Annotated in this window: 24 protein-coding genes, 4 pseudogenes and 1 riboswitch; of the genes and pseudogenes, 22 read left to right on the plus strand and 6 right to left on the minus strand. The window is 34.6% G+C overall.

Annotation, left to right across the window (positions count from 1 at the left end; all coding sequences use genetic code 11):
- The 4 genes and pseudogenes from WAK64_RS21095 to WAK64_RS21110 form a co-directional block, all read left to right on the plus strand.
- Positions 1-160, plus strand: a pseudogene (locus WAK64_RS21095) (IS3 family transposase); the annotation flags it as partial.
- Positions 161-443: 283 nt separating this feature from the next.
- Complete coding sequence (locus tag WAK64_RS21100) at positions 444-827, plus strand: hypothetical protein (protein WP_336588970.1); 384 nt, start codon at positions 444-446, stop codon at positions 825-827.
- A gap of 534 nt (positions 828-1,361) precedes the next feature.
- Positions 1,362-1,548, plus strand: a pseudogene (locus tag WAK64_RS21105) (recombinase family protein); the annotation flags it as partial.
- Between the two features lie 275 nt (positions 1,549-1,823).
- Positions 1,824-2,303: a pentapeptide repeat-containing protein gene (locus tag WAK64_RS21110; RefSeq protein WP_336588971.1), complete on the plus strand. Its 480-nt coding sequence runs from the start codon at positions 1,824-1,826 to the stop codon at positions 2,301-2,303.
- Between the two features lie 376 nt (positions 2,304-2,679).
- Here the strand turns inward: WAK64_RS21110 and WAK64_RS21115 are convergent, their stop codons facing one another.
- Positions 2,680-3,702, minus strand: coding sequence for an IS110 family RNA-guided transposase (locus tag WAK64_RS21115; protein ID WP_336588997.1), 1,023 nt, complete (start codon positions 3,700-3,702; stop codon positions 2,680-2,682).
- A 476-nt stretch (positions 3,703-4,178) separates the two neighbouring features.
- Here WAK64_RS21115 and WAK64_RS21120 point away from each other — a divergent pair, with 476 nt between their 5' ends.
- Positions 4,179-4,520, plus strand: coding sequence for a hypothetical protein (locus tag WAK64_RS21120; protein ID WP_336588972.1), 342 nt, complete (start codon positions 4,179-4,181; stop codon positions 4,518-4,520).
- A gap of 285 nt (positions 4,521-4,805) precedes the next feature.
- Here the strand turns inward: WAK64_RS21120 and WAK64_RS21125 are convergent, their stop codons facing one another.
- Together WAK64_RS21125 and WAK64_RS21130 are read right to left on the minus strand one after the other, a co-directional pair.
- Positions 4,806-5,228 carry a hypothetical protein gene (locus WAK64_RS21125; protein WP_336588973.1) on the minus strand — a complete coding sequence of 141 codons (423 nt, stop codon included), beginning with the start codon at positions 5,226-5,228 and terminating at the stop codon, positions 4,806-4,808.
- A 187-nt stretch (positions 5,229-5,415) separates the two neighbouring features.
- A pseudogene (locus WAK64_RS21130) lies at positions 5,416-5,573 on the minus strand (IS110 family transposase); the annotation flags it as partial.
- 1,265 nt (positions 5,574-6,838) lie between these two features.
- On the opposite strand from WAK64_RS21130, the gene WAK64_RS21135 reads away from it, so the two are divergent.
- The 6 genes from WAK64_RS21135 (at position 6,839) to WAK64_RS21160 (ending at position 11,648) form a co-directional block, all read left to right on the plus strand.
- On the plus strand, positions 6,839-7,354 hold the full coding sequence (locus tag WAK64_RS21135; RefSeq protein WP_336588974.1) for a GrpB family protein: 516 nt from the start codon (positions 6,839-6,841) through the stop codon (positions 7,352-7,354).
- Between the two features lie 292 nt (positions 7,355-7,646).
- Positions 7,647-8,279: a class I SAM-dependent methyltransferase gene (locus WAK64_RS21140; protein ID WP_336588975.1), complete on the plus strand. Its 633-nt coding sequence runs from the start codon at positions 7,647-7,649 to the stop codon at positions 8,277-8,279.
- A gap of 688 nt (positions 8,280-8,967) precedes the next feature.
- A complete protein-coding gene (locus tag WAK64_RS21145) occupies positions 8,968-9,357 on the plus strand; it encodes a hypothetical protein (protein WP_336588976.1) in 390 nt (129 codons plus the stop codon).
- 55 nt (positions 9,358-9,412) lie between these two features.
- On the plus strand, positions 9,413-10,150 hold the full coding sequence (locus WAK64_RS21150) for a DUF4405 domain-containing protein (RefSeq protein ID WP_336588977.1): 738 nt from the start codon (positions 9,413-9,415) through the stop codon (positions 10,148-10,150).
- A gap of 368 nt (positions 10,151-10,518) precedes the next feature.
- Entirely contained in the window at positions 10,519-11,166 is a 648-nt protein-coding gene (gene catA, locus WAK64_RS21155) for a type A chloramphenicol O-acetyltransferase (protein ID WP_336588978.1), read from the plus strand.
- Between the two features lie 173 nt (positions 11,167-11,339).
- The gene (locus WAK64_RS21160; protein ID WP_336588979.1) at positions 11,340-11,648 is read left to right on the plus strand and encodes a hypothetical protein; all 309 of its coding nucleotides are present in this window, start codon (positions 11,340-11,342) and stop codon (positions 11,646-11,648) included.
- Between the two features lie 260 nt (positions 11,649-11,908).
- On the opposite strand, the gene WAK64_RS21165 is transcribed toward WAK64_RS21160, so the two are convergent.
- Together WAK64_RS21165 and WAK64_RS21170 are read right to left on the minus strand one after the other, a co-directional pair.
- Complete coding sequence (locus WAK64_RS21165) at positions 11,909-12,463, minus strand: VanZ family protein (protein ID WP_336588980.1); 555 nt, start codon at positions 12,461-12,463, stop codon at positions 11,909-11,911.
- A 51-nt stretch (positions 12,464-12,514) separates the two neighbouring features.
- Positions 12,515-12,790, minus strand: coding sequence for a site-specific integrase (locus WAK64_RS21170; RefSeq protein ID WP_336588999.1), 276 nt, complete (start codon positions 12,788-12,790; stop codon positions 12,515-12,517).
- A gap of 46 nt (positions 12,791-12,836) precedes the next feature.
- Here WAK64_RS21170 and WAK64_RS21175 point away from each other — a divergent pair.
- From WAK64_RS21175 to WAK64_RS21195, 5 genes and pseudogenes are all read left to right on the plus strand, one after another.
- Positions 12,837-13,397, plus strand: a pseudogene (locus WAK64_RS21175) (tyrosine-type recombinase/integrase); the annotation flags it as partial.
- A gap of 1,797 nt (positions 13,398-15,194) precedes the next feature.
- Positions 15,195-15,761 (plus strand): DJ-1/PfpI family protein, encoded by a 567-nt coding sequence (locus WAK64_RS21180; RefSeq protein WP_336588981.1) that lies wholly within the window; start codon positions 15,195-15,197, stop codon positions 15,759-15,761.
- Positions 15,762-16,326: 565 nt separating this feature from the next.
- Positions 16,327-16,848, plus strand: coding sequence for a sigma-70 family RNA polymerase sigma factor (locus tag WAK64_RS21185; RefSeq protein ID WP_336588982.1), 522 nt, complete (start codon positions 16,327-16,329; stop codon positions 16,846-16,848).
- Positions 16,841-18,226 (plus strand): DUF4179 domain-containing protein, encoded by a 1,386-nt coding sequence (locus WAK64_RS21190; protein WP_336588983.1) that lies wholly within the window; start codon positions 16,841-16,843, stop codon positions 18,224-18,226. The genes WAK64_RS21185 and WAK64_RS21190 overlap by 8 nt, the downstream gene beginning before the upstream one ends.
- 438 nt (positions 18,227-18,664) lie before the next feature.
- The gene (locus tag WAK64_RS21195) at positions 18,665-19,729 is read left to right on the plus strand and encodes an acyltransferase family protein (RefSeq protein WP_336588998.1); all 1,065 of its coding nucleotides are present in this window, start codon (positions 18,665-18,667) and stop codon (positions 19,727-19,729) included.
- A 137-nt stretch (positions 19,730-19,866) separates the two neighbouring features.
- Here WAK64_RS21195 and WAK64_RS21200 read toward each other — a convergent pair whose 3' ends face one another.
- Complete coding sequence (locus WAK64_RS21200; RefSeq protein WP_336588984.1) at positions 19,867-20,616, minus strand: PASTA domain-containing protein; 750 nt, start codon at positions 20,614-20,616, stop codon at positions 19,867-19,869.
- A 423-nt stretch (positions 20,617-21,039) separates the two neighbouring features.
- A riboswitch (TPP riboswitch) is annotated at positions 21,040-21,147 on the plus strand.
- Between the two features lie 125 nt (positions 21,148-21,272).
- Between WAK64_RS21200 and tenA the strand changes: the two genes are divergently transcribed.
- Genes tenA through WAK64_RS21230 form a run of 6 tightly spaced genes read left to right on the plus strand, consistent with a single transcriptional unit; the run spans position 21,273 to position 25,684 of the window.
- Positions 21,273-21,962 (plus strand): thiaminase II, encoded by a 690-nt coding sequence (gene tenA / locus WAK64_RS21205; RefSeq protein ID WP_336588985.1) that lies wholly within the window; start codon positions 21,273-21,275, stop codon positions 21,960-21,962.
- Positions 21,959-22,585, plus strand: coding sequence for a thiamine phosphate synthase (locus tag WAK64_RS21210; protein ID WP_336588986.1), 627 nt, complete (start codon positions 21,959-21,961; stop codon positions 22,583-22,585). The genes tenA and WAK64_RS21210 overlap by 4 nt, the downstream gene beginning before the upstream one ends.
- Entirely contained in the window at positions 22,569-23,711 is a 1,143-nt protein-coding gene (gene thiO / locus WAK64_RS21215) for a glycine oxidase ThiO (protein WP_336588987.1), read from the plus strand. The genes WAK64_RS21210 and thiO overlap by 17 nt, the downstream gene beginning before the upstream one ends.
- Positions 23,695-23,898 (plus strand): sulfur carrier protein ThiS, encoded by a 204-nt coding sequence (gene thiS / locus WAK64_RS21220; protein ID WP_336588988.1) that lies wholly within the window; start codon positions 23,695-23,697, stop codon positions 23,896-23,898. The genes thiO and thiS overlap by 17 nt, the downstream gene beginning before the upstream one ends.
- Positions 23,895-24,668 (plus strand): thiazole synthase, encoded by a 774-nt coding sequence (locus WAK64_RS21225; RefSeq protein WP_336588989.1) that lies wholly within the window; start codon positions 23,895-23,897, stop codon positions 24,666-24,668. Before thiS ends, WAK64_RS21225 begins: the two co-directional genes overlap by 4 nt.
- The gene (locus WAK64_RS21230; protein ID WP_336588990.1) at positions 24,665-25,684 is read left to right on the plus strand and encodes a thiazole biosynthesis adenylyltransferase ThiF; all 1,020 of its coding nucleotides are present in this window, start codon (positions 24,665-24,667) and stop codon (positions 25,682-25,684) included. The genes WAK64_RS21225 and WAK64_RS21230 overlap by 4 nt, the downstream gene beginning before the upstream one ends.
- Positions 25,685-25,715: the final 31 nt, after the last annotated feature.

Genomic DNA, 25,715 nt, shown 5'->3' on the forward strand with positions numbered 1-25,715 from the left:
GAAGGAAGAAGTCTATCACACTACTTATTTACATTACGAATCAGCAAAGATTGCGTTGTTTCAGTTTATTGAAGGATGGTACAACCGTCGTCGTATTCATAGTCAATTAAACTTTCAGACACCACAGGAAGTAGAAGATAAGTTCCGTCAATCTGTATAAAAAGTTAACTTATTGGTGTCTAAGATATTGACCCAAGTCCACCACACCTTCTAAAAATGCGAGAGGAGATACTTTTAAAGGGGATAATTATACTTGTGTATATTGTGGTGAGAAGAATAAGCCATTAGAAGCAGATCATAACCCTTCTTTAAAATCTCACTGGTATCAAGAAGGATACGCAATGACTCGTAAAGAAAGAAATGAATGGACTGGTGCAGATAAATATAGAACAAGAACATCACGATCAAAATAATTATTATAGAAAGAGAAGGTAAATAAGGTATTGAAAAATTATGAGAAGCTTTTTGAACAATACGTTATAGAGTTAGATAAAGCAGTATCGTATGAAGAAGATAGACTAGATGCTACTAGAAGTAAGTTGGGGAATGAAGGGAAATCTACAGACGAAATTGAACGGTTTATTAGATCTAGATTTGACCCAATTTGTTGTTCTGGAAGAGTAGTTGCCGTATTTAGGGAATATTGGTTAAAATGCCATGAACTTAATGTTTATAATCAGAAGAATAACATTGACTCGTATGTAAATCCAAAAGATTTTACAGTAGATTGGCTGAGTAAAAACGGCGATCCATATGAATTATACAGTATAATTGATGGTATGCCCTATTATCCAATTGGAATTAACGAAGATGGTGATTACTGCTAGTAATTATTAATTAACATGATAGCAATTTTTGATGAAAGAGGGAGTAAATCATTTCTGATTTACTGGTCTAACAAAAGAGAGCTCATGAAGGCTATACCATAATGCGTAACACTTGTCAAAAACATAATAAGACCTCATAATATCAATCAATAAACTTCAAAACTTAAACAAAATTTAAAATGACTTTATACACTCGAAAGCACTTGATGGCCAGCTGTTGGCGACGAGTGCTTTTTTGTTTATAGCTGTTAAATGGACTTTAGTGAATAAACACAGTAAGAGTGAAATGAGTATAGGATGAGTATGTCAATCAACAAAGAGCTTTGGTTGTGTTGGCGTAAGAAAAGGAAGCGAAGACAATTACTATGCGAATAAGGATTTTATACGAAAACGACAAAGATAGTGGTTTTAAACAGGAGAAAAGGAAGAAGCTTATTTTGATTTTTACGGAGTGATAAAAATAAGGGTTGTTTTTAATTATAGACGGTCTTACAATACTCGTTATTCGTTAAAACGTTTCCAAAATTTAACTTGAACTTGATACACATTTATACAGATGAAGGAATCAGTTGAGCGAAGTTGAATGAAGAAGCGTTTGAAATAGATAGGGAAATCAGATATCGTGAAGGTGTTGATTCAATGAAAGTTAAAGAAACATGGGAGTGACATAAGAAGTATTGAACAGCCGTTTTACAGTATCCATAAGAAAGACCCAAACGACATATAAGAGCAGCTATGAAGAATACCGTTTCATTACCTGCTATAAATAGATATGCAAAAAGGTTACGAATGGGGAAGTACCACCTCCAATAAAAATCGATAAAGGTATAATAGTAGATGGGGATTATAGGTATATAACAAGTAAAGTAGTTGGTAAAAAGATCGATGAAATTCCTAGTTCTCTTGGAAAACCTAATGAAGTTGTAAAGTGGGATGATATGGTGATTGATACTTATGATTGGGGCAATAAAAAATGTGAACCAGGGGGTGTAAAGAATGCAAATTATTAAGAGTCAGACGGATAAGGAAATTAGAATTAATTCAGAAACATTAGAAAGTGTTGTTTTAGACAACTATGATATGCATCGAGCAATTTTAACAAGTACAAATTTAACAAATTCCAGTTTTATTGGTGCCAATTTAAGAGGTGTAGATTTAGAAGGCAGTATTTTGACAAATGCTAATTTAACCGATGCATTTTTAATGGTTGCCAATTTAAAAGGGACAACATTATTAAATTCAAAGATGGTTAATTCAAAATTAAATGGTGCAGATTTATGTGGATCAGACTTATCAAATGCCAATTTATTAGGAGCGGATGTTTGGAAGGCAGATTTTAGAGATTCAAAGTTATTAGGTACTAATATGAACTGCGTTAGGTTAGAGGAAGCTTATTTGGAAGGAGCTATTTATAATAATTTGACAATCTGGCCAAATGGGTTTACTCCCGAAAAATATGGTGCAATAAAATGTTAATGAATTTATATTTCAATACCTAGATGGTAACTAATAGGCTCACAACATTAAGAAAGTTATTATCAGACAAATTTGAGGATACACTTGGAGAAGGTGATATGGATGATATTGAAAGTAATTTTGGAAGGTCTGAAATATTGGTCTAAAATGATAAACGTAAATATTCATCTTACTATTCAAGTAATGAGGGATTTAATGGACGATCCTGATATTAGATTTCTTCAATTCGAATATTCGGCAATACCAGCTAATATAAGTCAATACTTTTTAAGTGATTATACCAAATTTAAGGTGATATAATAAAAATATACATGACAAAGAAGCTTCAATGTCGCTAATTGAAGTTTTTGTAAGTTGTGTAATTAATTGTATTGGTTTATGCGATGAATTTTCGTTTATGCTTTAATATGGCATAAATCCAATGCAATAGCTTGTTGGCACAAGCTATGATAGCTACTTTGTGAGGCTTGCCCTCACTTCTTTTTTTGTCATAATACGCTCGTATCTTTACATTTCGATTATTGGTTAATCCACACTGAACAGCTGTATAGAGTGTTTGACGGAGCTTAGTAGATCCTCTTTTGGTAATTCGATTGATTGTAGCTGTAAACTTACCAGATTGGTAAACCCTTGGGTCAATCCCGGCATAAGCTACTAGTTTTTTCGGGTGACTAAACTGCGTGACATCGCCTATTTCTGAAATAAGTGTCGCTGCTATTTTAGTCCCAATCCCTGGGATGGATGTAAGAATCTCATACTCCTCAAACTCCATCGCTAACGATTCGATTTCCTTTTCTAGTACGTTCAGAAACTCACGTTGTTGAAGAAGCATTTGAATATACATTTTTAGCGTAACCAAATGGCTTTGATACAATGTCTTCTTAAATGGGTTCCGTTCTGCCGACTCTTTTAACTTCAAAGCCTTTTCATAAAACCACCCATACGATCTTTTTCCTCCTATACCATGCATTTCCGTAGCTAATTCTTCCGTTGGTATTTTTAATACTTCATGAGAAGTAGGATAGAGGAATAGCGTTTTTAAGGATAAAGGCGCATATAAATTACTAAAAACCCCTTTATATTCAGGGAATACTTGATCTAGTATCGTTTGAAACTGAAGTTTCAGTTGGACATAGTTCCGTGTTAAAGAATCGTGTTGTCTATTCAGATTTCGCAGATTCATCGTTTGAATGTTCTTTCGTTGATAGGCAACTAAGTCTTCTTTGTAATACATCTCACATAAATGTTTCGCATCAGCTGGGTCTGATTTCACTTTTCGAAGACTACTTTTTTTCGTTTCGTAAGAAACAACGGGATTCACTAAATAGTACGTAATCCTTTTTTCCTCGAGAAACTGTAAAATAGGTTCATGGTAGTGACCTGTAGATTCAAAAACAATGACAGGTTATAATTCAGCGTGGCTTTTCACCTCTTTAAAAAACTTAAAAAAATCACGTCTTTTGCGACATCCAGGCCAATCACTGGATCCATACGTTATCACATCTCCTTTTGGTAAATTTGTCGGTAGCCCCTGTCTATCTCGTAGTGTCATAGCTTCGCTTGTTATGCGGGGTCTCTGCCCCAACCAGCCTCAAACATGTTTCTACAAGTAGGGGGTGGACAGTATAGCCGACGGGATCAAGTCCCACGGGCGCTCACGTCCTACCCCGACTACCTAAAGAATAATCTATAAAAAATAGGTCAACCAGATATATAATAACTCCGGTTGACCTTATAATACGAACGGACGCTTTTCTGGAATAGAGAAGCCCCTTATCTTGAAGACTTGAATTCGAGATAATATAAAATCAAAATTGTACTATATGCTAAATGATAGAATAATATTACATAATAAATTATAGGAGGCACTAAAAAGTGATTTCAATTTCTTTATTTATAGAATGTAAAAATAAGAACGAGTCATTGGAAATATTTGAAGAGTTAAAAATGAAAATAGAGCCATTTATAACTACTTATGAATTAATGGAAAATGATCCATATCCTAAAATTGATGGTTGGTTTGTAATTAGATATAATTTAGAAACATTAAACGTTATTGATAATGAAAAAGCAGAAAGTATACTTGAAATGATGTCAAATAAATGGCATTGGAAAAAAGGATGGGCTAATGCTATAGCTACTGAGAGAATTGATGGCTCCGTTTTTTTCAATGAAAAGGTAAAATTTATTGTATGTTGGTTTGAAGACTTCGAATAGATGAAAAAAAGTAGTACCGTTTTACCTTATGAGATATGGTCATCTTAAGGGCACTTTTCAGTATAAAGGAGAGATTTCAATACCAAAAGATAGAAAAAGAACTGTTAATTACTAACGGGTTCGGTTCAGGGTGAGATAAGTTAAAATAACAAGCTAATTTATTAGTATTTTAGCAAAGGTAAATTCGGTCATAAAAGGCTATTAATTAGCAGTAAATTAACAAAAAAACACTTGGATATTCCAAGTGTTTTTTTCATGATTTTAAATTTCTTTACTAAACATCCATTATTTCACTTCAATAACAAATGCGTAATAAGAATCTCCACGAGAATCCCAATTTGCATGAAAGTCATAATAATAAATACCTTCTTCATTCGGAATAGTGAGGACATCATTGATTAGTTCATCTATTATCCATTCTTGGTCCGAGTGGAGCATTCTTGATACAGAAATGTTAGACGGCTTCGGTCCATTCTCAAACTTGATGGTTATGATTTCGCCCATTTGGACCTGGTATGGAACCTTTCCTTCTAATATATCAGGGGGTCCAGCGGTGTCGATACAACCTTTACTCCAACAATAGGAGGCTCTTACAACTTGGATACTTTCACCTTCTACACTAACTGTGGGCATAGGTGGTTTATCAGAACATCCTGCTATAAGAAGGATTCCTATTACTAGCGAAAATAAAATAGAACTTTTTATCATTTATAGCCTCCCTATTTTCGAATTAAATAGCAACTTAACTAAAATGACCGTTAAAGTAGGTAGAATTTCTTAAAATCTATAAAAATATTTTAACATAAAATTTCCATTTCCTTTCAAAAAAATAAGTTCGTTTTCATTACAGGCGATCTACCTCAAATAAATTATATCTTTCAATGAAAATTGCTTATCCCTTTTCCTCCAGGATAACCGAGGGTTTATCCCATCTGATACTTTTATAACCTCTTCCAAGATATCTAATAACCCATCTAAACCATCTAGATTACGCTTGATGCTAAAGCTTTTGCGATAAGGTTTCCCTTTGTCTAAAAAGGCTTGAACCTGGATTTCGCCTTTTGATACATCCCTATTACCAGTTCATCTATCTATCTCCTCTTTGATAATTATTAGTCGGTAACCCTTAAGCTTCTTGTAAACTCATAGGGTTGCTTGTTTAAACGGAATCTAGTCCTACGGGCGCTTCGTTCTACCCCGACTACCGCTATTATAAGACCCTATAAAAAAGGTCAACCAAAAAATACATGCTGACACTTATTTTACAATCAGGCGCAATTCAGGAGTATGAGTTGGGCTCTTTGTGGAAAGGGCCAGATTGTTGAATAACGAAATTAATATAGATGTTATAATAAGGAAGGTTATAAGCGATTTTGGTATAAGAAATAATTGAATTGGAGGTTGCTGTTTAAACAATGGGTTGGTCTAAATTAAAAGATATAAAAACAATGTTTGGGTTTATTTCTTCAAATATTTTAGGTGTATTTGCAATAATTTTGGCGGCTAATGGAAACCAATATTGGGTTTTGTTTACAGTGGTCTCACTAATCATTTCATCTTTTAGTGTATTTAGAGCTGATAAAATCTATAAGTTAAATTCTAATTAAGGAAATTAAAAGTTATTAAAGAAAAGCGCACAAGTGTCCAAGAAGGAGATGAGTTTTATGAAGGAAACTTATTCGAATACTATTCAATCGAATATTAGAAAGCTTTTATCCTTCGCAACGTCGGTAAAGAATGTCGAGAGAGAATATGAATTTATATCGAATCCCCGGTTCGAAGATTGTATGGATATAACTTTGAAGATAATGTAATGTTCTGAAAGAAGACTCTGAGAACTCTAGAATATGAATTATTTCCAGAAGCATATGGTTCTAATAATAAATTTGTATCTAAGGAAGGTTCGGTTGCCGAATTGATTATTGATACTGGAATGCTGTAAATGTCAGATTATGATAAGGTTATTCCTTCGCTTAGAATACTTAATCAAATGTTATTAGAGGGTTGTTTTCCTAGAGCTGGAGAATGGGAACCATTCGAGATTACCGAGGAAGAGTACGAAAAAGTAGTAGAATATTTGACTTCATTGCCATCTCCAAGACCTTATAGAACTTATAAGAATACATAATATTGTACTTACAGGTTCATTTATGCGGACGATTAACAATGTGACCTTTGATAAAAGTGCACAAGCAATAAAAATGTATCGATAAATAATTCTACTATTATTCAAGAAAAGGGCCGTAATATAGAAGAAGGTTTCCTGCATTTCACATAGAATTTAACTAAAAAAGTCTATTTATTTTCGAGGAGAAGTAATGACAAAACCAATCGTAAATTTGAATGAGTATAATTCAGAATGGGAAAACCAATTTGAATATGAGAGAAAGAAAATTATTAAAGCTATTGGTGATAAAATAGCTGGAATTGAACATATTGGAAGCACTTCAATAAAGGGATTAAAAGCAAAGCCAATCATTGATATTATGGTAGGAGTAGAGGATTTAAGTAACACATCAACCCTTGTTTCTCCTTTAAGCGAAATTGAATTTGAGTATGTTCCAAAACCAGAAATAACAGATAGGAGATTTTTTAGAAAGGGGTTATGGGGTAGAGGTACTTGTCATTTACATATTTGTGAAATACATAGTACAGAATGGGTTGAGAAACTGTTGTTTCGTAATTACCTTAGAAATTATCCAGAAGTGGCTGAAGAATACGCTTTGCTAAAAGATGAACTTGCTACTAAATATAAGTATGACAGACCAACATACACCCAACAAAAAGAACCGTTCATTATTGATGTTATCGAAAAAGCAAAAGGAGAATTTTAAAAAGTTAGTTACATTAACTGGTGCTCTAATTGAAAATCTTTTTATAATTATTTCAATTTCGAGTATTCGGCAATCGGGGGCTTTTCTGGAATGAAAAGCCCCTTTCTTTTTGGACTTGGCAGGCGTGATCAAAATAATGGAGTAAAGGATTGTCTGAAATCTGTTTCTTTGAAATAATTAGTAATAAGTTAAAGAAAAATCATAGTCTACGTATACTGATATTAGAAAGAATAGGATTACATACTTCACTTAATTTTAAATGATAACTTTAGATGGAAAGGATAGAGGGTAATTGCATTCATATTGGAATAATCGTTTTAGTAATGGAATGGTATGGGGAGAGAAACCAAGCTGTACAGTTAACATGGCTAAAGAAGTCTTTCTAAATAACCAGGCAAAAACAATACTAGTACCGGGTGCAGGGTATGGGAGAAATACTAAGGTTTTATCACCTACATTTGAAGTTGATGCAATTGAAATATCTAAGAATGCTATAGCAATAGCATTAGAAGAAGATAAATTGACGAAATTCACTGAAGGATCTATATTTGACATGCCTTTTTCTAATAAAAAATACGATGGAATATATTGCTACAACCTCTTACAATTATTTAGGTTAAAAGAAAGAAGATTATTAATTGGAAAGTGTATAGATCAGTTAACTGAAAATGGGATTCTATTTTTTACTTGTTTCTCAAACGAAGATAAATCTTTTGGAGATGGTTTAGAGGTAGAAAAAAATACGTTTGAATATAAACCAGGTAAGGTAGCACACTTTTTTAGTGAGGAAGACTTAATACATCATTTTGATACCACCGAAATATTAGAAACCGGTTCAATAGACGAAACACTTGATTATTTAGATAATACTGTAAGGACATATAAACTTAGATACATAATTTGTAAAAAAAGATTGTGTATATAAAAAAGGAGTGAAATCCTTTTTTGGTAATATTTCCTTTGTGAACGAGGGCTTAGTTTGAGGAAGATAAACAATTTGTCTTGATTTCAAGTCTTCAGGAATCGGGTGCGATTGCGAAGTAACCAAAAGGTCTAATTCCCCAATTTTAATGCTGGGAAATCGGACCTTTTTTTATTTACATACAGTGCAAAATAGCACTTAAAACGAGTACAAAATAACTCTAAAAGTGACAGACCGTATTGTAGGTCCAAAACCCATTCACATAAACAAAATCCCATACTGATAGATTGTTACCGTTTTTGGTACAGGCATTTTGATTCGAAATAACAAGTTTATTTACAGTTTATACAAGTCTTGTGACGAACTAGAGCAGAAACTCTGTGATCGAGCCTATAAGGGGAGCATATCAAGGGTGAGTTGGGTTTTTTCTTTGTGGAAGATCAAGGACAGATAATGATTAAACCTATCATAAAATGAAAATTTAAAAAACTTCTAGAAAAGAATCCATTTTGATCAATATTTTTCAAAATGGATTCTTTTTGTTAGAGGAAATATTAAGGTTTGTGAGATGTTTTTGATCAAATTTTTCCCTAACCAATACTAAAGTTCTTTTAAGTTAGCGACCATTTTCTTTTTTTGTGCTACAAAATATGATACAATATTTTTTGTAGTACAAAAAAGGGGTGTTTTAATGAATAGTCAAATCACATTTTCATCATACGAAGAGTTAGAGCAACTGTTGAAAGAGAAATTTTATAAGAAAGCAAAGTTTATCGGCTTTAGCGATGAAGAAATTCAATTATCTATTATCTATAAAAAGAAAGCGAAAGAACTTTGGGAGAAGCATAATTGTCAACAAATTATTGAGCAGAATGGTTCGATTACAATAGAGTCTTGGATGGATGAAGAAGGTAATAGGAGAACAAAAAGAGGTAGACCAAGAAAAGATAAGTCAGAGAAGCTTAATTTTCCATTACATGTTCGATTAGACGAAGAGTCTTTTAGGAAACTTAATGATTATGCAAAAGAACATGATGTAAATGCTTCCAAGGCAATCAGAATGATATTAAAAGATTTATAAATAAATGAAGTACATTAAGTAAAAATTATTTAAGCTGTTTTCAGGAGGACTTAAAATGAAAAAGAATCGCTTTAAGTTTTGTTTTGATTTAACAATCGCAATTACGTTCATCTTATTATTTGCTCCAGGCGTTACTAGTATAGCATTTCATGAAATAGCTAGTATTTTCTTGGGAGCAGCATTAATTATTCATTTAGTCTTAAACAAAGAATGGATTATTGGGATGAGCAAAAAAATGTTCTCAAGAAGAATAAAAGGAAAATCATTACTATCTTACGTATTAAATTTCACCCTTTTACTAGTTATGTTCATTATAATGGTAAGTGGATTATTAATTTCCGAGGTTATCTTTCCTAATTTTAGACATTTCCCTAGCATAAATTGGGTTGCTCTTCATATAGTTTCGGCTGTCCTTGGACTACTGATAGTCGGAATCCATTTAGGGTTACATTGGAACTGGATCAAGCAAATTGGAAACCAGCAACCTAAATTGAAGAAACTATTATCTTTTCGTAAACCTTCTATAAAAAAACTGTCACGATTAATATTAATCATTGGGACGATTTTTTTGTTCGTACAAATATTTAAACTAACTTTCGTATCGATTGAGTTATTTAGTGGTCCGAGTTTAGGGGGCGAAGAAATCCAGGGGAATGAAAATCATTTTTCAGTTAACCTAGTAGGTATTCTCCCTGTTTTCGCCATCTATTCATTTCTTTTGGGTTCAATTGCTTTTTATACCCATTTATTAGAGAAGAGGACCATAAATAAAAAGCGTACAAGAACTTCCTAATAGAATCCCATTTTCAAAAGTTAATCACATTAGGGATGTATTTTAAATTACTTTAGATACCTATTTTCTGGAGTGGAAAATGGGGAATTATAATTTTGACTCATGATTATCTCGAATTCAAGTCTTCGACTATCGTGCGCTTTTCTGGAATAAAGAAGCCCCTTATCTTTTTGAATCGGGCCATATTCTTGTATACTACTTAATAATTTAGCTAGATATTTTTGCTAAAACATGAAGAAGAATTTGACTATAGTTATAGATATACGTAGAATGTCGCTGTATTCTCATTTACAAAAGGGTGAATATGATGAAGAAAGCAGTCAAAATTGCCTCCTAAAACCAAATAAAAACTTTAGGAGGCGCTGAAATTGAAATTTAATATAATAGACCGTAAAAATTGGTATCGAAAAGAGTATTTTGAACACTATTTACATCAACAAACAACATTCAGTATAACGAATGAAATAAATATTAATATTCTTATGGAAAACTTAAAGAAACAGAATTTTAAGTTATATCCTGCGTTTATTTTTATGATTACAAGAATAGTTAATTCACATAGAGAATTCAGAACCAATTTTAACTCAGAAGGAATATTAGGTTATTGGTCGGAGGTTTTACCTTCTTATACAATCTTTGATAAAAAGACATGCACATTTTCATGCATTTGGTCATCAAATTTAACTACGTTTTCTGAGTTTTATTCTCAATATGAAAAAGATGTAGAAAAATACAATGGTACGGGTAGTATGTTTCCAAAGACTCCTATACCAGAAAATAGTATTCCGATATCTATGATTCCTTGGAGTTCTTTTACTGGATTAAATTTGAATATTAATAATGGTGGAGACTATCTGCTACCAATAATAACTGGCGGTAAATATTTTCAAGAAAATGGGGAATTATTCTTACCTGTTTCACTACAAATTCATCATGCAGTTTGTGATGGTTATCATGCAAGTGTTTTTATGAATGATTTCCAAAGGCTAGCTGATGATAGCACAGATTGGCTATAGTTGTTTGTTATGGTAAATATGTATAAAAAGGAACTGTAAAATCAGTTCCTTTTGGCATAGAAATACCATTATTATTATAAAGTTCAATTTTTGATTTTAGTTCTTCAGCATAAGGGCGTGCTTATTGAATAGCTTATATTGGTAGTGACATACAAATTAAGAGGGGTTTTAATATGAATACTGAAAAATATAAAACGTTATACAAACGTTTATTAAAAGACCTGGAGTTTAAGGAAAACTTGGAAAGCATAAATCTTAATCATTTTCTTCCAATTATTGAGAAAATCAAACAAGATTCCTCTGTCTTTTTATTCAAGGTTGATGGAGAGAGGAACGAAAATGTATATACATTTTTAATCTCAGGTCAGAAACTGGGGGAAGACAACTATTTAAGAATGGATACGTCCGATCTAGAAGGCGGATTATCTTACATCTGTGTAAAATATGCTGAAGAAGTTTGGGGATGGAATACTAATCGTTAAGAAAATGTCCAATAACCTCTATTAATAGTTAGGTTGATAAAATTGTTAATAAGTGAAAGCGCAGGAAAGCAGTTTTATTCTAGGAAAGATGTAGGAACATTTAAAAAGGGCGCAATTGTCGAATAGCCAAGGTAGAAAATGATCGATTTTTTTTGGGGAATTCACATTGAATCTTCAGGAGAAGAATCCATTTTGATCAATCTTTTCAAAATGGATTCTTTTTGTTACCAATAATATTAAGGTTTGTAAGATGTTTTTGATCAAACTTTATTCCAAACCAACAATTCGCTTAATGGTCGCTTAAATTTTTCGTATAACATAACTAGGGAGTTAAAAATAAGAAATCCAATTAAAGCACCAAGGGTATTAAGAATCAAGTCATCCACATCAGGAGAGCGTCCAGGTAGCCACAAAAATTGAATTATTTCAACGGTTAATGAAACCGAGAACCCAACAAATAATACTTTTGATAGTTTACTTAGTTTAAATCTAAGAGGAATAATAAATCCCAGTGGAACAAATAAGAGAATGTTACCACCAATATTGCGCAATGGGACCATAAAATAATCATGAGAAAGTGATCCGTAAATACTTTGAAAAGGAATAAGGTTCATTAAAGCAAAGTAATATTCTTTTTCGTAGAAAATAAATGGAAAAGGAGCAATGGTCAAATAGTAAATAAAAATTAATGAAAAATAGAAAAAGCCATTAATTAACTCAGTTCGAAGAGAAAATTCTTTTTTTACTAAAAAAAGAATAATCCTATAAAGTAGCCACGGAGCAAAAAGGGTTATAAATTCCACATATAAAAACATATAGTTTATACTCCTTTCAAATAATATCCATATTAGTGTAACATAGGTAAATCATAACTGGAAATCCTTTAAACTATCAATAATCTCATCTTCACGGATTCCGTTGTATTTCGTGATAGATGGGGAAGCATATCCGAAGGTTTTCATAAGTGTATAGACATCTTTTGTACTCTTATAGTAATAGTACCCAAAGGTTTTTAGCATCGTGTCATGACCACTAATCCACTCCTCAGCTGCCACTAGTATGCGATACGCATGAGTGGTAATGATCTTTCTATCGGTTTTTATGCTTGGAAACAGGAAATCTTCATGATACTTCCCTACCAAATATTCAACAAGTTTATCTTGAATTCAAGTCATATGAGGAAGCGGAATTTCGAACAATCCTGCAGCTAGATTAAAAGAGCCCAAGCTGGGGAAGAGAATTCCAAAGTTTCTAGCTGAGTTTGAATTTGAACATCTTCGTCAAGCATGTAATACTCCTATGGGAAATGCATTATTTGAGTTCTTTTACTCAACGGGTTGCCGTATTGGTGAAGTAGTAAAGTTGAATCGCGATGATCTCAATTTATCTACCAATTCAATTATTCATGGGAAGGGAGGTAAAGAACGAGAAGTGTACTTCAATACTAGATGGTCCCTCTGGTTGAAAAGATACTTAGATTCACGTGATGAGTAGGAAGAATGTTTATTTATCACAGAAAGAAGGCGAAAGAGGCGTATGGGTATTGATCAAATTCGATATATAATAAAACGTATCTCTAGTCGTACTGGAATAAAAAAGAGCATACATCCGCATTAATTAAGGCATAGTTATGCCACTCACATGATGAATAATGGAACACCAATTGAAGTAATTCAAAGCGTACTCGGACATGAAAAAAGTGAAACCACGAAAATATATGCTCAGCTCAGTGGAAAGTTAAGGCATTGACTATTTTTTAGAAGTTAGCGCGTTTCAAAGAACGCGCTTTTTTTAGTTTACTATTTTTATAGAAAAGGGCCATATTGTTTAACAACAAGTATTATCTATAGTGAAGAGTAACAGCTAGTTGTTTAAAGAATGATGCTATTTAAAGATACTGGCTCTTCTCATATATTTTGTTCGCCCATGCACGGAAGCTGCGACACTCATAGTCAAGTACACAATATTGACTAGAGTACAAGCAAAGTAAGTCCATCTTTCATAAAATATAGTAGCTCTAAATTCTGTGATGGGTGTAGGATAAATTAGGCTACGTGTTGTTCCAACTGAATATATAACTGTGTAGGATGCTATTAGTGCTTCAAATGCTGATAATAATATTCTTATATATTGGAGGTGTTCATATGAGTTCTGACATTAGTATTGTTTTGGTATTATTTATATTATTAGTTATCATTTTGTGTGTTAGTGAGTCACGTAGTAGTAGTAGTAGTAGTCCTACCGGTAGTCAAATCACTTTCTCAATTGGTTCTTCTATACGATAGACAATTATAAGCTTACAACTGTCCTTCTCACAGCCTTTCAATTAAACCACTCTTTAATTTCTGATAAATCAGAAATTCCACATAAATAAAAAGGGAGGGTTTCCATTCATACATTATGATAGTGAATGGGAAACTATGAAAAGCATAGAATTTTATAATAGTTGAATAGTTTGAGGTTAGGTATATAGTGGATACAAATCCCATTTTAATTCAAATAGGGGGTCGTATTAGAAACGGACTTAACGCTGTGAATTCGGAGTTATCTTAACTTCGATACGAGAACTATTGGAATATCAATGGTTCTCACATCCTTTACATATATTCAAATTAGCTCAAAAACATTTTAATATAAATATTTAATCCAAGCATGTCCTTCTGAGAATGGTTGTTCATACTATTGAAATAAAACTAGAACTCTTAGATGGAAGAAATAATATGGAATTTAATAAAATTCTAGAGAATTTAGCAGATAAATGGAAGAAATTTAGGAACCCAACATCTGAACTTTTGGCTATTGATACTACTGGGGGTTGCAATTTTATATTTGAAGGTATCAAAGTGATAATTATTCAGTTTGATTAATTGAATAACATTTTTTCAGTGTTTTAACGGTGTTGCTACAAACTATCTTGAAAATTATTTGGCATGGTTCCGTTACTTTGATATGAACAAGTACGAAAAAAACAGTGCAAACTTTAAGGAAATGATGGTTAATTTCTGCCTCCATAAAGATGATGACAAACTAAGTTCTATTACAAATAACATTGTCTTCTGATCTATGAGCCTTTAATAGTCTGGACAGGCCATGAGCAGGAACTAAATATGGAAATAGTTTATTTTACTAATGACGAACAAAGATTTATTCCGTATAATAAGTCACGCACAGCTTGAATTCAATGAGGTAAGGATTAATAAGATCTAACAGAACAGGCCATTTTTTTGCAAGGAGTGTGAGTGTTGAAGAACAGGATGAAGAATTATAGACATGTTTTTTTCATGATTATTTTTGGTATTATTGCATTTTACTACATAACTAGTCAACCGTGGTCAGAGATGCATGCCACAACTAAAGTGGCGACCTTTTTGGTAGTAACCGCTTTTCTTGTTCATTTACTTTCTTACTTTATCTCAACATACATTAAAAAAAGGACTTAACCATAACATTTGTTCGGATAAGTGAATAGATTAATAGGGTTCATTAAAGATGAAAACCTATTATTTCTAAAAATGGTATAATGAACAAAAAATGTTGTTAAAGGGGATGTGTACTTTGAAAGCATTATTTTTGTTATACGATGGGTATGTGGAATGGGAAATTAGTACGTTGTCTTACTTGCTACGAGTTTGTGATGTCGAGGTTGAAACCATTTCACTAAATAATGAGGTGAAGAACACAGGTAATTTCAACATTAAGGTAGATATGCTGATTGATGATTGTCAAGTGGATGATTATGATATCTTAATCATTCCAGGAGGAGAACCGTTTCCAGTAATAAAAGAAGAGAAGTGTTTGCGTCTCATTCAACGTTTTAATGAAAAGAAGAAGTGGATCGCAGCAATTTGTGGTGCTTCTATTATTTTAGGCGCTGCCAATGTGTTAGGTGAGAGGAACTATTCCACTTCAGTTGAAGGATTAGAATTTGCTGAATACCTCAATCCACAATTCAAAAGCGAAGCAGACGTTACGGTGTGTGAGAATGTAATCACTGCAGAAGGAAATGCGTATGTTGAATTTGCTGTTGCCGTTGCAAAGCAGTTAAAGATATTTAAGGATAGGGAAGACGAATTAGAAACGGTTTTATACTTTAAAAATCAACTAAGAGCTTGAAGCAAGGTGATTTTTAACAAACATCTGCTTTTTACATAAAACGAAGGATTCTTTATAATGCTTTCAAAAACAATTTAGACAGTTAGAAAACCTGGCTTCTATTTTCAAAAGAAGCCAGGTTTTTTGACCTTTATTTTATGTATCGAAGGTTCCTAATATAGTTTGAGGAAAAGGCTGCAATTATATCAAAAGATAGTCAATGAATATAAAAAACTAATATACGATGATAATGATCTACCCGCAGAAAGTTCAATAGTATTCATGCTTTTACGTGAGAGTATTATGGAAAATAACTTATTTTGAATGAATAAGGCAAACTCGATTAACAGGTGAGAAGTTGCACTCAAGAATAATTCATGATGAATATAGATGATTATTATAGACCTTTTTTCTTCCATGCTTTTAGAGGAAACAAGGGTCTTTTTTGTTGAGAACATATATCAGGAGGATGACGGGTGGAGGAAGGTGATGAATACATAATTTTCACGAAAAAAATAAAATCAAAAAAATAATTGAAACTTTTTTACTTAACTTACTCCACTAATGATGTGAAAGGAGCCATGAGATGAATGAAAAAATAGTTAAAAAAGCAATAAAAGGCAATAAGAAGGCCTTTGAAAAATTAATAAAGCATTACTATAAGCAGATTTATCGTACTGCCTACCTATATGTACATAACGAGGAGGATGCGTTAGATATCGTGCAAGAAGCAACCTGTCAAGCGTATATCTCCATCCACACATTAAAACAACCGGAATATTTTATGACGTGGCTAACGAAAATCATTATTCGCTGTTCAGGGCAATTGCTTAGCAAAAGAAAGAACGTTGTTCCACTTACAGAAGGTGTTTTAGAGACTCTAACATCTAGTGAATCCATCAAAGAGGACTCGATGCATCTGTTGGAAGAGATACGAAAGCTGAAGGAGAGTTACCGGATTCCACTTATTTTGTTTTACTATCATGACTATTCGATCAAAACAATTAGTGACATGCTAGCAATTCCTGAGGGGACAGTTAAGACAAATTTAAGAAGAGCGAAAGAGGCACTAAAAAAAAGCATGAAAGGGGAGGTTACTTATGGATAAGGAAAAACTGAAAAATGCCGTCGACCAAATCGACATCCCGACAGAAAAGGTTCTAGCAGCAATAGATAAAGGTATTTCAGAAGGGAGTAAATTGAAACAAAAAAAGACCTCTCCAAAACGAAAACTAATTATAAGCAGCCTAGTGGCAGCCTCCCTATTCGGGGTAACGATTGCTTCCGGCTTTGTCAATCCAAGTATGAATCGGGTGTTAGCGAATACTCCATTGATTGGTACTCTTTTTGAAAAGTTTGGAAATCAAACAGGGGTGCGTTTAGCTGAGCAAGGCTTAGTAACAGAGTTGAATCAAACGTTAACGAAAAAAGGGGTGTCAGTGACCATTTACGGCGCCTATTTTGATGGTATGACAATAGGGATTACTGGTCATGTAAGCGGGGATATAGATATGCAGTATGAAGAGGATGAGGTCAGTTTTGATGTAAATTTTGAAGAGTATGAAGGGGATCACGATCCTTGGTTAGGGTTATCGTATGGTTATGAAAAGGTAGACAATGGTTTTGACTTCGGGTGGACATTAGAATACCCTTATGAAAATATTGAGGATGACTTCACGGTCCCTCTTACAATTCATTACGTAAATGGTGTGCGGGGAGAATGGAAATTTGATATTCCGATTAAACAAATTCAAGAATCGGTCACATTAAATCATACAGAAACCTATAAAGAAGAAGAAATTCAAATCCGCATCAATAAATTGAATACATCATCTGAAACCGATAATTTGGAATATGAAATTATCTCGAAACATGGAGATGATGTGTCGTTTGCCGACAGCGGAGTCAGTAAGAGTTTATCTCAATCAAGAAGTGAAGAAGGGTATTATACAATTTATCGGACTGAGTTTCCTAACATAGAAAATGATGTTGAGTTTCTTACGATGTATCCTATTCTTAAAATCAATGAACCTCCAGTTGAAAAACGATTAACGGAGAGCTCCTTTTTGTTAGAAGGTGAGCGAACACCCTATTCCGTTAAAGTAAATGATATTAAGGAAGAAAATAATCAGGTGATTATGGATTATCAGATTATCGGTTTTGAAAAGAAAATAAGTGAAGATGAATTTGAGAGACTCACAAACAATTTAGTAAGTTACGATATCTTTCAATTAATTCATCATGACTATCTCAATGTGTTTAATCCAGCAAACCCGAATCCAGACTACTATATTTATAGCAATACAGTGACCGTTGTTGACAAAGCATCCTTACAATTTCAATCTATCTTCCAGTTAGATGACAAGGAAACCTTCGAAAACTTCTCTTTAGAAAAGGCCGTACTAAGAACAAACTTGTTTGATCATTTAGTGGAGGAAAAAGAATTAGAACCCTTTACAGTTCAGATTCCAAACGAAGGTCGTTAAATGGTATTCCTAATTTCAAAACGATAGAGTAGATGACGATTGTCATGAAAGAAAGTGAATTATGGATTTTGTTTGATCTTCCACTGTTCAATTTTTTATTAGAGTAAAATGAATCGCTTAGATAGCTCGCAGTCTTTTTCATTAGACGGATAACTCGTAAACATCTAATTATTTTTCCATTTATTTTGAACAGAATAAATAGGTATGAGGTCCAAACATATGAATACTAGGTAGGAAGGGGTGCCTGTATAACGCATATACTTCCTATCTAGTAATGGCAAGTTTGTAAAGAGAGAATGTGGTTGTCCCGAATCTACTAACTAGCTTCTCGAATTCTATGTTTTTCACATACAAACGTAAAGACAATTATTCCAATAAGCTGTAGCAAGATTTATCTATACATAAGGCGACCTGTTAGATTCACTAGGGGGAATAGCAATTAACAAAGAATTTTCAAAACAAAAAAAGAACAGAGACCCTTTTTTTGATAATGCAAAGTTTATCCTAATTTTATTAGTCGTTTTCGGTCATTTAATTAGTATGTTTAGAGGAGATCATGAATTTCTATTTGGTATGGTCAATTTCTTGAATGCTTTTAGAATGCCAACGCTCATATTAATTTCAGGATATTTATCTAAAAGTTTTTATAAAAAAGGTGCTATAAAGAAAATAAGTAACAAAACAATTATGCCTTATTTTATGTTTGAAATTATTTATTCGTTTTACAACTATTATTTATATGGGTACGATTCACTACAATTTTCTTTGTTTATGCCTACAATGGGAATGTGGTTTTTATTAAGCCTTTTTTATTGGAACTTAATGTTGTTTGTTTTTACTAAAATACCGTTCCCTCTAGTAATAGCTTTACTAATGGGAATAGGAGTGGGCTTTATTGACAGTGCAGATTCTTACCTGAGCATATCAAGAACATTCGTCTTTTTTCCCTTTTTCCTATTAGGTTATTACATGAAAGCAGATCATTTTCAATGGGCAAAACAAAAGTATGCAAAATATCTTTCTATCATGTTTTTTAGTATTTGTGTCATGATCATCATGATGGCAGATTCGTCTATAATGAGAATGTATTTATTAGGGAAATACTCTTTTGATATGATTGGGCATTCCTCTATAGAAGGAACAATCTTTCGCTTACTAATCTATTTTGTCATGATTTGCGGCATCTGCTCGTTTTTACCGTGGGTACCAAAAAAACAAGTGTTCTTTACGTCACTTGGGAAGAAAACCTTTTATGTCTATGTATTTCATTTCTTTTTTATTAAATATATTAAAACGTTGAGCTGGTATGCTGAATGGAGCATCTGGCATATCGTGATGGTTCCGTTACTGACCATCACCATCACACTGTTATTAAGTTCTAAACCCGTTATTTCTTTTTCAAGGCCATTAGTGGAAAATAAGCTCTTATATACAAGCTTTAAGAAACCTCTTGATTACATTCGAATACCGATAATCATCTATGTGGTCGCTTTCTTTATCTAACCGCCTATAAAAATAGGAGAAATTTTAACTAGCTAGGTAAATAAAAAGGCTGTCGAGAAAATCGACAGCCTTTTTCATGATGGTTATGGGTGAGCTTCAAGCTAATACATCAATTCAATAGATGTTATGTTAAGGTTTTACTTTTGCCCCTTTGAAAGAACGACGTCTACAGTACCTCCTACTTCAATGGGTGCACCAGCTGCTGGATTGTGTCGAATCACACGGTTTTTAGAAACGGTATCACTAAACTCTTCTTCTAAATAGTTAATCGTTATTCTCTTATTTTGCGCATAAGTGGATATTTCGTCACGAGTGAAAATTTCTAGATCATCTAATGTAACATAATAAGTATCGGCTACTACCTCATTGTCTTTTGAAAAGCCCTTGATCGTCACAGGTTCTTCAATTGGTTCTGTAGAATAAAATATTGTATTTCCCCTATAAGGGTGATACTGTATATTTTTTGTTTGGTCATTTACTGATACTTTTTCTATTTCTTTATTGGCTATTAACCCTTTTGAGAAATAAATATTTTCATTTTCTTTATTCCATTGACCTCCCCAATTAATGCCTTCCTCTGCCTGATTAATATTTGCGATATCTCCGTAAGACTCCGTACTATAATTGATGATATGGTCATTCGCTAAATAGTAATTTACATTTCCAGCCTCATCCGTGATAAGGAATAAGGTCAAATCATTGTCTAATTCAATGGCTTCCATCGTATCTTTTATATAAGGAAAGTCGTGGGCTGTTTGATTTTCCATTTGGTCAAAATAGTTTTCTTTCTTAATTTTTCCTATGCCAATAACGGCTATCGTACTCAATAACACTACGGCAACTAGTAACACTAGAAAAACTTTTGGTATTCTTAATTTTTTTATCATGGTGTATTCCCCCTTATATAAACAGTTAACCCATAACGTTTTGGGCTCAAGTATTTTTCCTTCAATGTTTGATTGAAGCTTTTATTAATCCTGTTCCGTTTTCCTTTTTGTGAATTCGGTAACCTCCAATGTTTTTTATGATAGTTACAGCTTAGCTAATGAATGTGACTATGAAGTGACTTGAATATGACAATCTAGTCATGTAACAGACCACCTAGTTGAATCAGAATTATGTACGACAAACAAGTCCATTTGTTTAAAAGTTTTTCAAATGAATGATAATTAGAACGATACCTTTTATAGAAGAATTGACCTTAAATGAGGAATCAATTTGGTAAGAATTTTTTGTAGTAGGGATTTTTCTATTGGACATTTTACATTCACATGTTATGATGTAAGCAAATTCAATTTAATTGAATAAAGTTTTACCGCTAGGGGTGTCTTGCATAAGGCTGAGATTAAAGTGACACTTTAAGACCCTTTGAACCTGATCTGGTTTATACCAGCGTAGGGAAGTGGAGAATGGATATAAGGGATATTTTTTCCATTTCAACCACTTTTCTGCTGTAGAAAAGTGGTTTTTTGTTTTTACATAGTATAAAACTTCTCCGCTTCATCATGTGTTCACAAAGAGAATCATAAGGAGGAAATGAAGGATGACATTTACCGAAGAAGTAAGAAGAGAGTGTAACTCGATTTGGGAGGATAGTTTTCAGCATCCGTTTGTGAAAGGAATAGCAGACGGAAGTTTACCGTTAGAAAACTTTCGCTATTATGTTCTACAGGATTCTTATTATTTAACCCATTTTTCAAAAGTTCAAGCATTAGGAGCTTCGAAAGCAACAGATTTGCATACAACTTCCAGGTTTGCTGCACATGCGCAAGGTACGTATGAAGCAGAACTACAATTACATGAAAACTTTGCAAAGCGCTTAGGTATTACTGATGAAGAGAAGCGGTTGTTTCGTCCATCTCCAACCGCTTACGCGTATACGTCACATATGTATCGCGCTGCTTACGGTCATTTAGGGGACATTTTATCCGCTTTGCTCCCATGTTATTGGTTATACGCAGAAATCGGCGAGAAATTTCAAGGAGCGGCGCCGAAAGAGCCCATTTATCAAGACTGGATTGCGGCATATGGTGGGGAATGGTTTCAGCAATTAGTGACAGAGCAAATCGAACGACTCGATGACTTGGCTGAAAAGGTGACAGAGTCTGATCGAAAGCAAATGAAGGAGCATTTTTGGATCAGTAGTCAATACGAACTGGCATTTTGGGAGATGGCGTACACATTAGAAAAATGGCAAATGACGAATAAAGCACAGCCGATGGGTAATAAATGAGTCTCCACCTTATCACGAATGGGAAGCAGCCCTTCGTACAATTTATTGAAATAGCAAGAATGATAGATTCGTATATTGATGTCTTTCATATACGGGAAAAACATCTGTCGGCGAAAGAGCTTTATGAAGGGGTTGACAGCCTCTTAAAAGCAGGGATTTCACCGAGGAAAGTGATCATTAATGACCGAGCCGATGTAGCTGCATCGCTCGGGGTTAGAGGAGTCCAGCTTGCTCATCACAGTTTGCCTATTGAGGTAGTTAGAGCGACTTTTCCGAATTTAATGATTGGTTGTTCCACTCACTCGGTAGCGGAAGGAGAGAGGGCTGAAAAAGGGGGCGCAAGCTTTACTCTGTTCGGTCATATTTTCGAATCGACATCAAAGCCTGGATTACAGCCAAAAGGTTGTGATACCTTAAAAGCATTTTGTGCGGAGATGACGATTCCTGTCGTTGCGATTGGAGGCATCACCCCAGAGAAGGTCGAGTCAGTTTGGCAACAAGGAGTTTCTGGTATTGCGGTAATGTCTGGCATTTTAGAAAGTGAAGATCCTGTTCACACTGCACGGGCATATAAAGAAGCGATTCGTCGTGTAAAAGGAGGATACCATGAGAAAAATGTATGAGGTTCTCATCGTAGGTGGAGGAATTATCGGCCATTCTATTGCCTATTCGTTATCAAAACGTGGCATTTCCGTATTGGTGTTGGAGAAAGGGCAGATTAACGAGAAATCCTCGAGTGCAGCCGCAGGAATGTTAGCCGTTCAAGCTGAAATGAAGAAGGGTGGACCACTTTTCGAGCTCGGAAGAAAGAGTAGAAATATGTTCCCCGCTTTGCAAGCTGAATTGAAGGAACGAACGAATATTGATATTCAACTCATACAGCATGGAATGCTAACGGTTGCTCGCACAAAAGAAGAGAAGGAAACGATACAAGGCATGATCCCGTTTCAAAAAGCTGCCGGGGAAGAGGTTAGCTGGTTATCTCCTGATGAGGTGGTAGAGGTAGAGCCTTCTATCACGAGGAATACATTTGGCGGCATGTACGCAGCAAAGGATGGCCAAGTTGAAGCCCCGAAATTATCAAAAGCTTTTGCAAAGGCTGCTTATTCGCTTGGGACGCATGTAAAAGAATATACAGAAGTAATCAATTTGATCACAGATAAAGGAAAGTGCGTTGGGGTAGAAACCGAATCAGAGCGCATTTATAGTGATAAAGTTATTCTTACGACAGGTGCTTGGACGAAACGACTTTTACAGACGACAGATTTTCCGTTGCATGTCTATCCAGTAAAAGGAGAATGCTTATCCGTCACAACGAAGGAGCCTCTTTTAGAAAAAACGGTCTTCACGGATGGATGTTACATTGTCCCGAAAAGTAGTGGGCGATATATTATTGGCGCAACGATGATTCCGAATACCTTTGATGAACGAGTGAGCGTATCAGGTGTTTCCTCCTTGCTAGACCAAGCAATCGCGCTTATTCCTAAGTTGAAGAATGCCCACTGGGAGAAGGTTTGGTCAGGCATTCGTCCACAAACAACAGATGGAAAGCCTTATATCGGAAACCACCCTTCACTTAAGGGACTCTTTGTAGCAAGTGGTCATTATCGTAATGGGATTTTATTAAGTCCCATTACCGGTGAAATAATGGCGGATATAATAGAAGGAAAAAACATTGATCAAAACGTCGAAGCATTATCTTTGCAACGACAGTTAAAGGAGGCTAGTGGAGTTGAACCTACGTATTAACGGTGAATCGATAACCGTTCCAAAGGATATTAAAAATGTCACAGCTTTATTAGCTCATTATGGCGTGGAAGACCAGATTATCATTGTCGAACATAATCATGAAATTATTGAAAAAGACAAACATCAAACAACAAATTTACAAGACGGGGACAACATCGAAATTGTCCATTTTGTAGGAGGCGGATGAAAATGTTAAAAATCGGATCACATTCATTTCAGTCGAGATTATTATTAGGTACAGGGAAATATCCAAGTTTTGAGATTCAAAAGGAAGCTGTAGCGGTTTCTGAAGCAGAGATTCTTACATTTTCTGTGAGAAGAATGAATATTTTTGATCAAAGTCAACCAAATTTTTTGGAGCAATTGGATGTTCAACAGTATACGCTCTTACCAAATACAGCAGGAGCCAAAACAGCTGAAGAAGCGGTTCGTATCGCTAAGCTTGCGAAGGCTTCTGGATTATGTGATATGGTAAAAGTAGAGGTCATTGGGGACTTTACGACCTTATTACCAGATCCAATTGAAACGTTAAAGGCTTGTGAAATGTTATTAGAAGATGGTTTTATCGTTTTACCTTATATTTCCGATGATGTTATCTTAGCCAAACGCCTACAAGAGCTTGGCGTTCACGCAGTCATGCCAGGTGCCTCACCGATTGGATCTGGACAAGGAATTATCAATCCATTGAATTTAAGCTTTATCATTGAGCAAGCGAACGTTCCTGTCATCGTAGATGCTGGGATCGGTTCGCCAGCTGATGCAGCGTATGCAATGGAACTAGGAGCGGATGGTGTTCTATTAAATACGGCGGTTTCAGCTGCAGAGAACCCTGTCAATATGGCAAAGGCAATGAAATTAGCAATTGAAGCAGGGCGACTAGGTTTTGAAGCGGGACGTATGCCGAAAAAACGTTATGCAACAGCAAGTAGCCCAATGGAAGGAATGAGCACTATTTGACCGATCGCTATTCAAGACAACAATTATTTGCTCCTATCGGAGTAGAGGGGCAACAAACGTTAGCTAAAAAGCATGTGTTAATACTAGGGGCAGGAGCATTAGGGAGTGGAAGTGCGGAAGCAATCGTAAGAGCTGGGATCGGCAAGCTGACAATTATCGATCGTGATTACGTCGAGTGGAGCAACCTTCAGAGGCAACAGCTCTATACGGAAAGAGACGCAAAGGACAGACTTCCTAAAGCGATTGCTGCTAAAAGTCGACTTCAGCAAATAAATTCTGATGTCACAATTGAAGCGATAGTAGCCGATGCAACAGCAGTTGAGTTGGAGCAGCTTATCCATGATGTTGACTTGATCTTAGATGCAACCGATAATTTTGATACAAGACTCGTTTTAAATGATTTATCCCATAAGTACAATATCCCATGGGTGTATGGTGCGTGTGTAGGGAGTTATGGCATTAGTTATACGATCCTACCTGGGAAGACACCGTGTTTACATTGTTTACTTGAGAAGGTTCCGATGGGAGGAATCACTTGTGATACGGCAGGAATTATCAGTCCGGCCGTTGGCATGGTCGTTGCCTATCAAGTAGCGGAAGCACTCAAAATTCTTGTTGAAGATGAAGAACATCTTCGGCAAAAACTCGTCACGTTTGATTTATGGTCTAACCAATCAACGGCTATTTCAGTAGGTAAACTAAAACGGAAAGACTGTTTATCTTGCGGAGAGAACAGAGAATATCCATTCTTGTCGTACGAAAATCAAGTGAAATCGACTGTATTATGTGGAAGAAATACGGTTCAAATTCGTCCACAAGCAGGTGTGAATCGAAATTTAGATCAGTTAGCAGATAGACTCGCAGCAACGGCGGGAAAAATTGAACGAAACCCTTATTTACTCTCATATGAAGTAGATTCCTATCGCCTTGTTTTCTTTAAGGATGGGCGTGCGCTCATTCATGGAACGAGCGATTTAACAGAAGCAAAGAAAGTGTATCATCGTTATATAGGTTAAAAATCGTGCCTTCCCTAGCGGGTTGGCACGA

It is taken from the genome of Bacillus spongiae (assembly GCF_037120725.1).
In the GTDB taxonomy this organism is placed as follows: domain Bacteria; phylum Bacillota; class Bacilli; order Bacillales; family Bacillaceae_K; genus Bacillus_CI; species Bacillus_CI spongiae.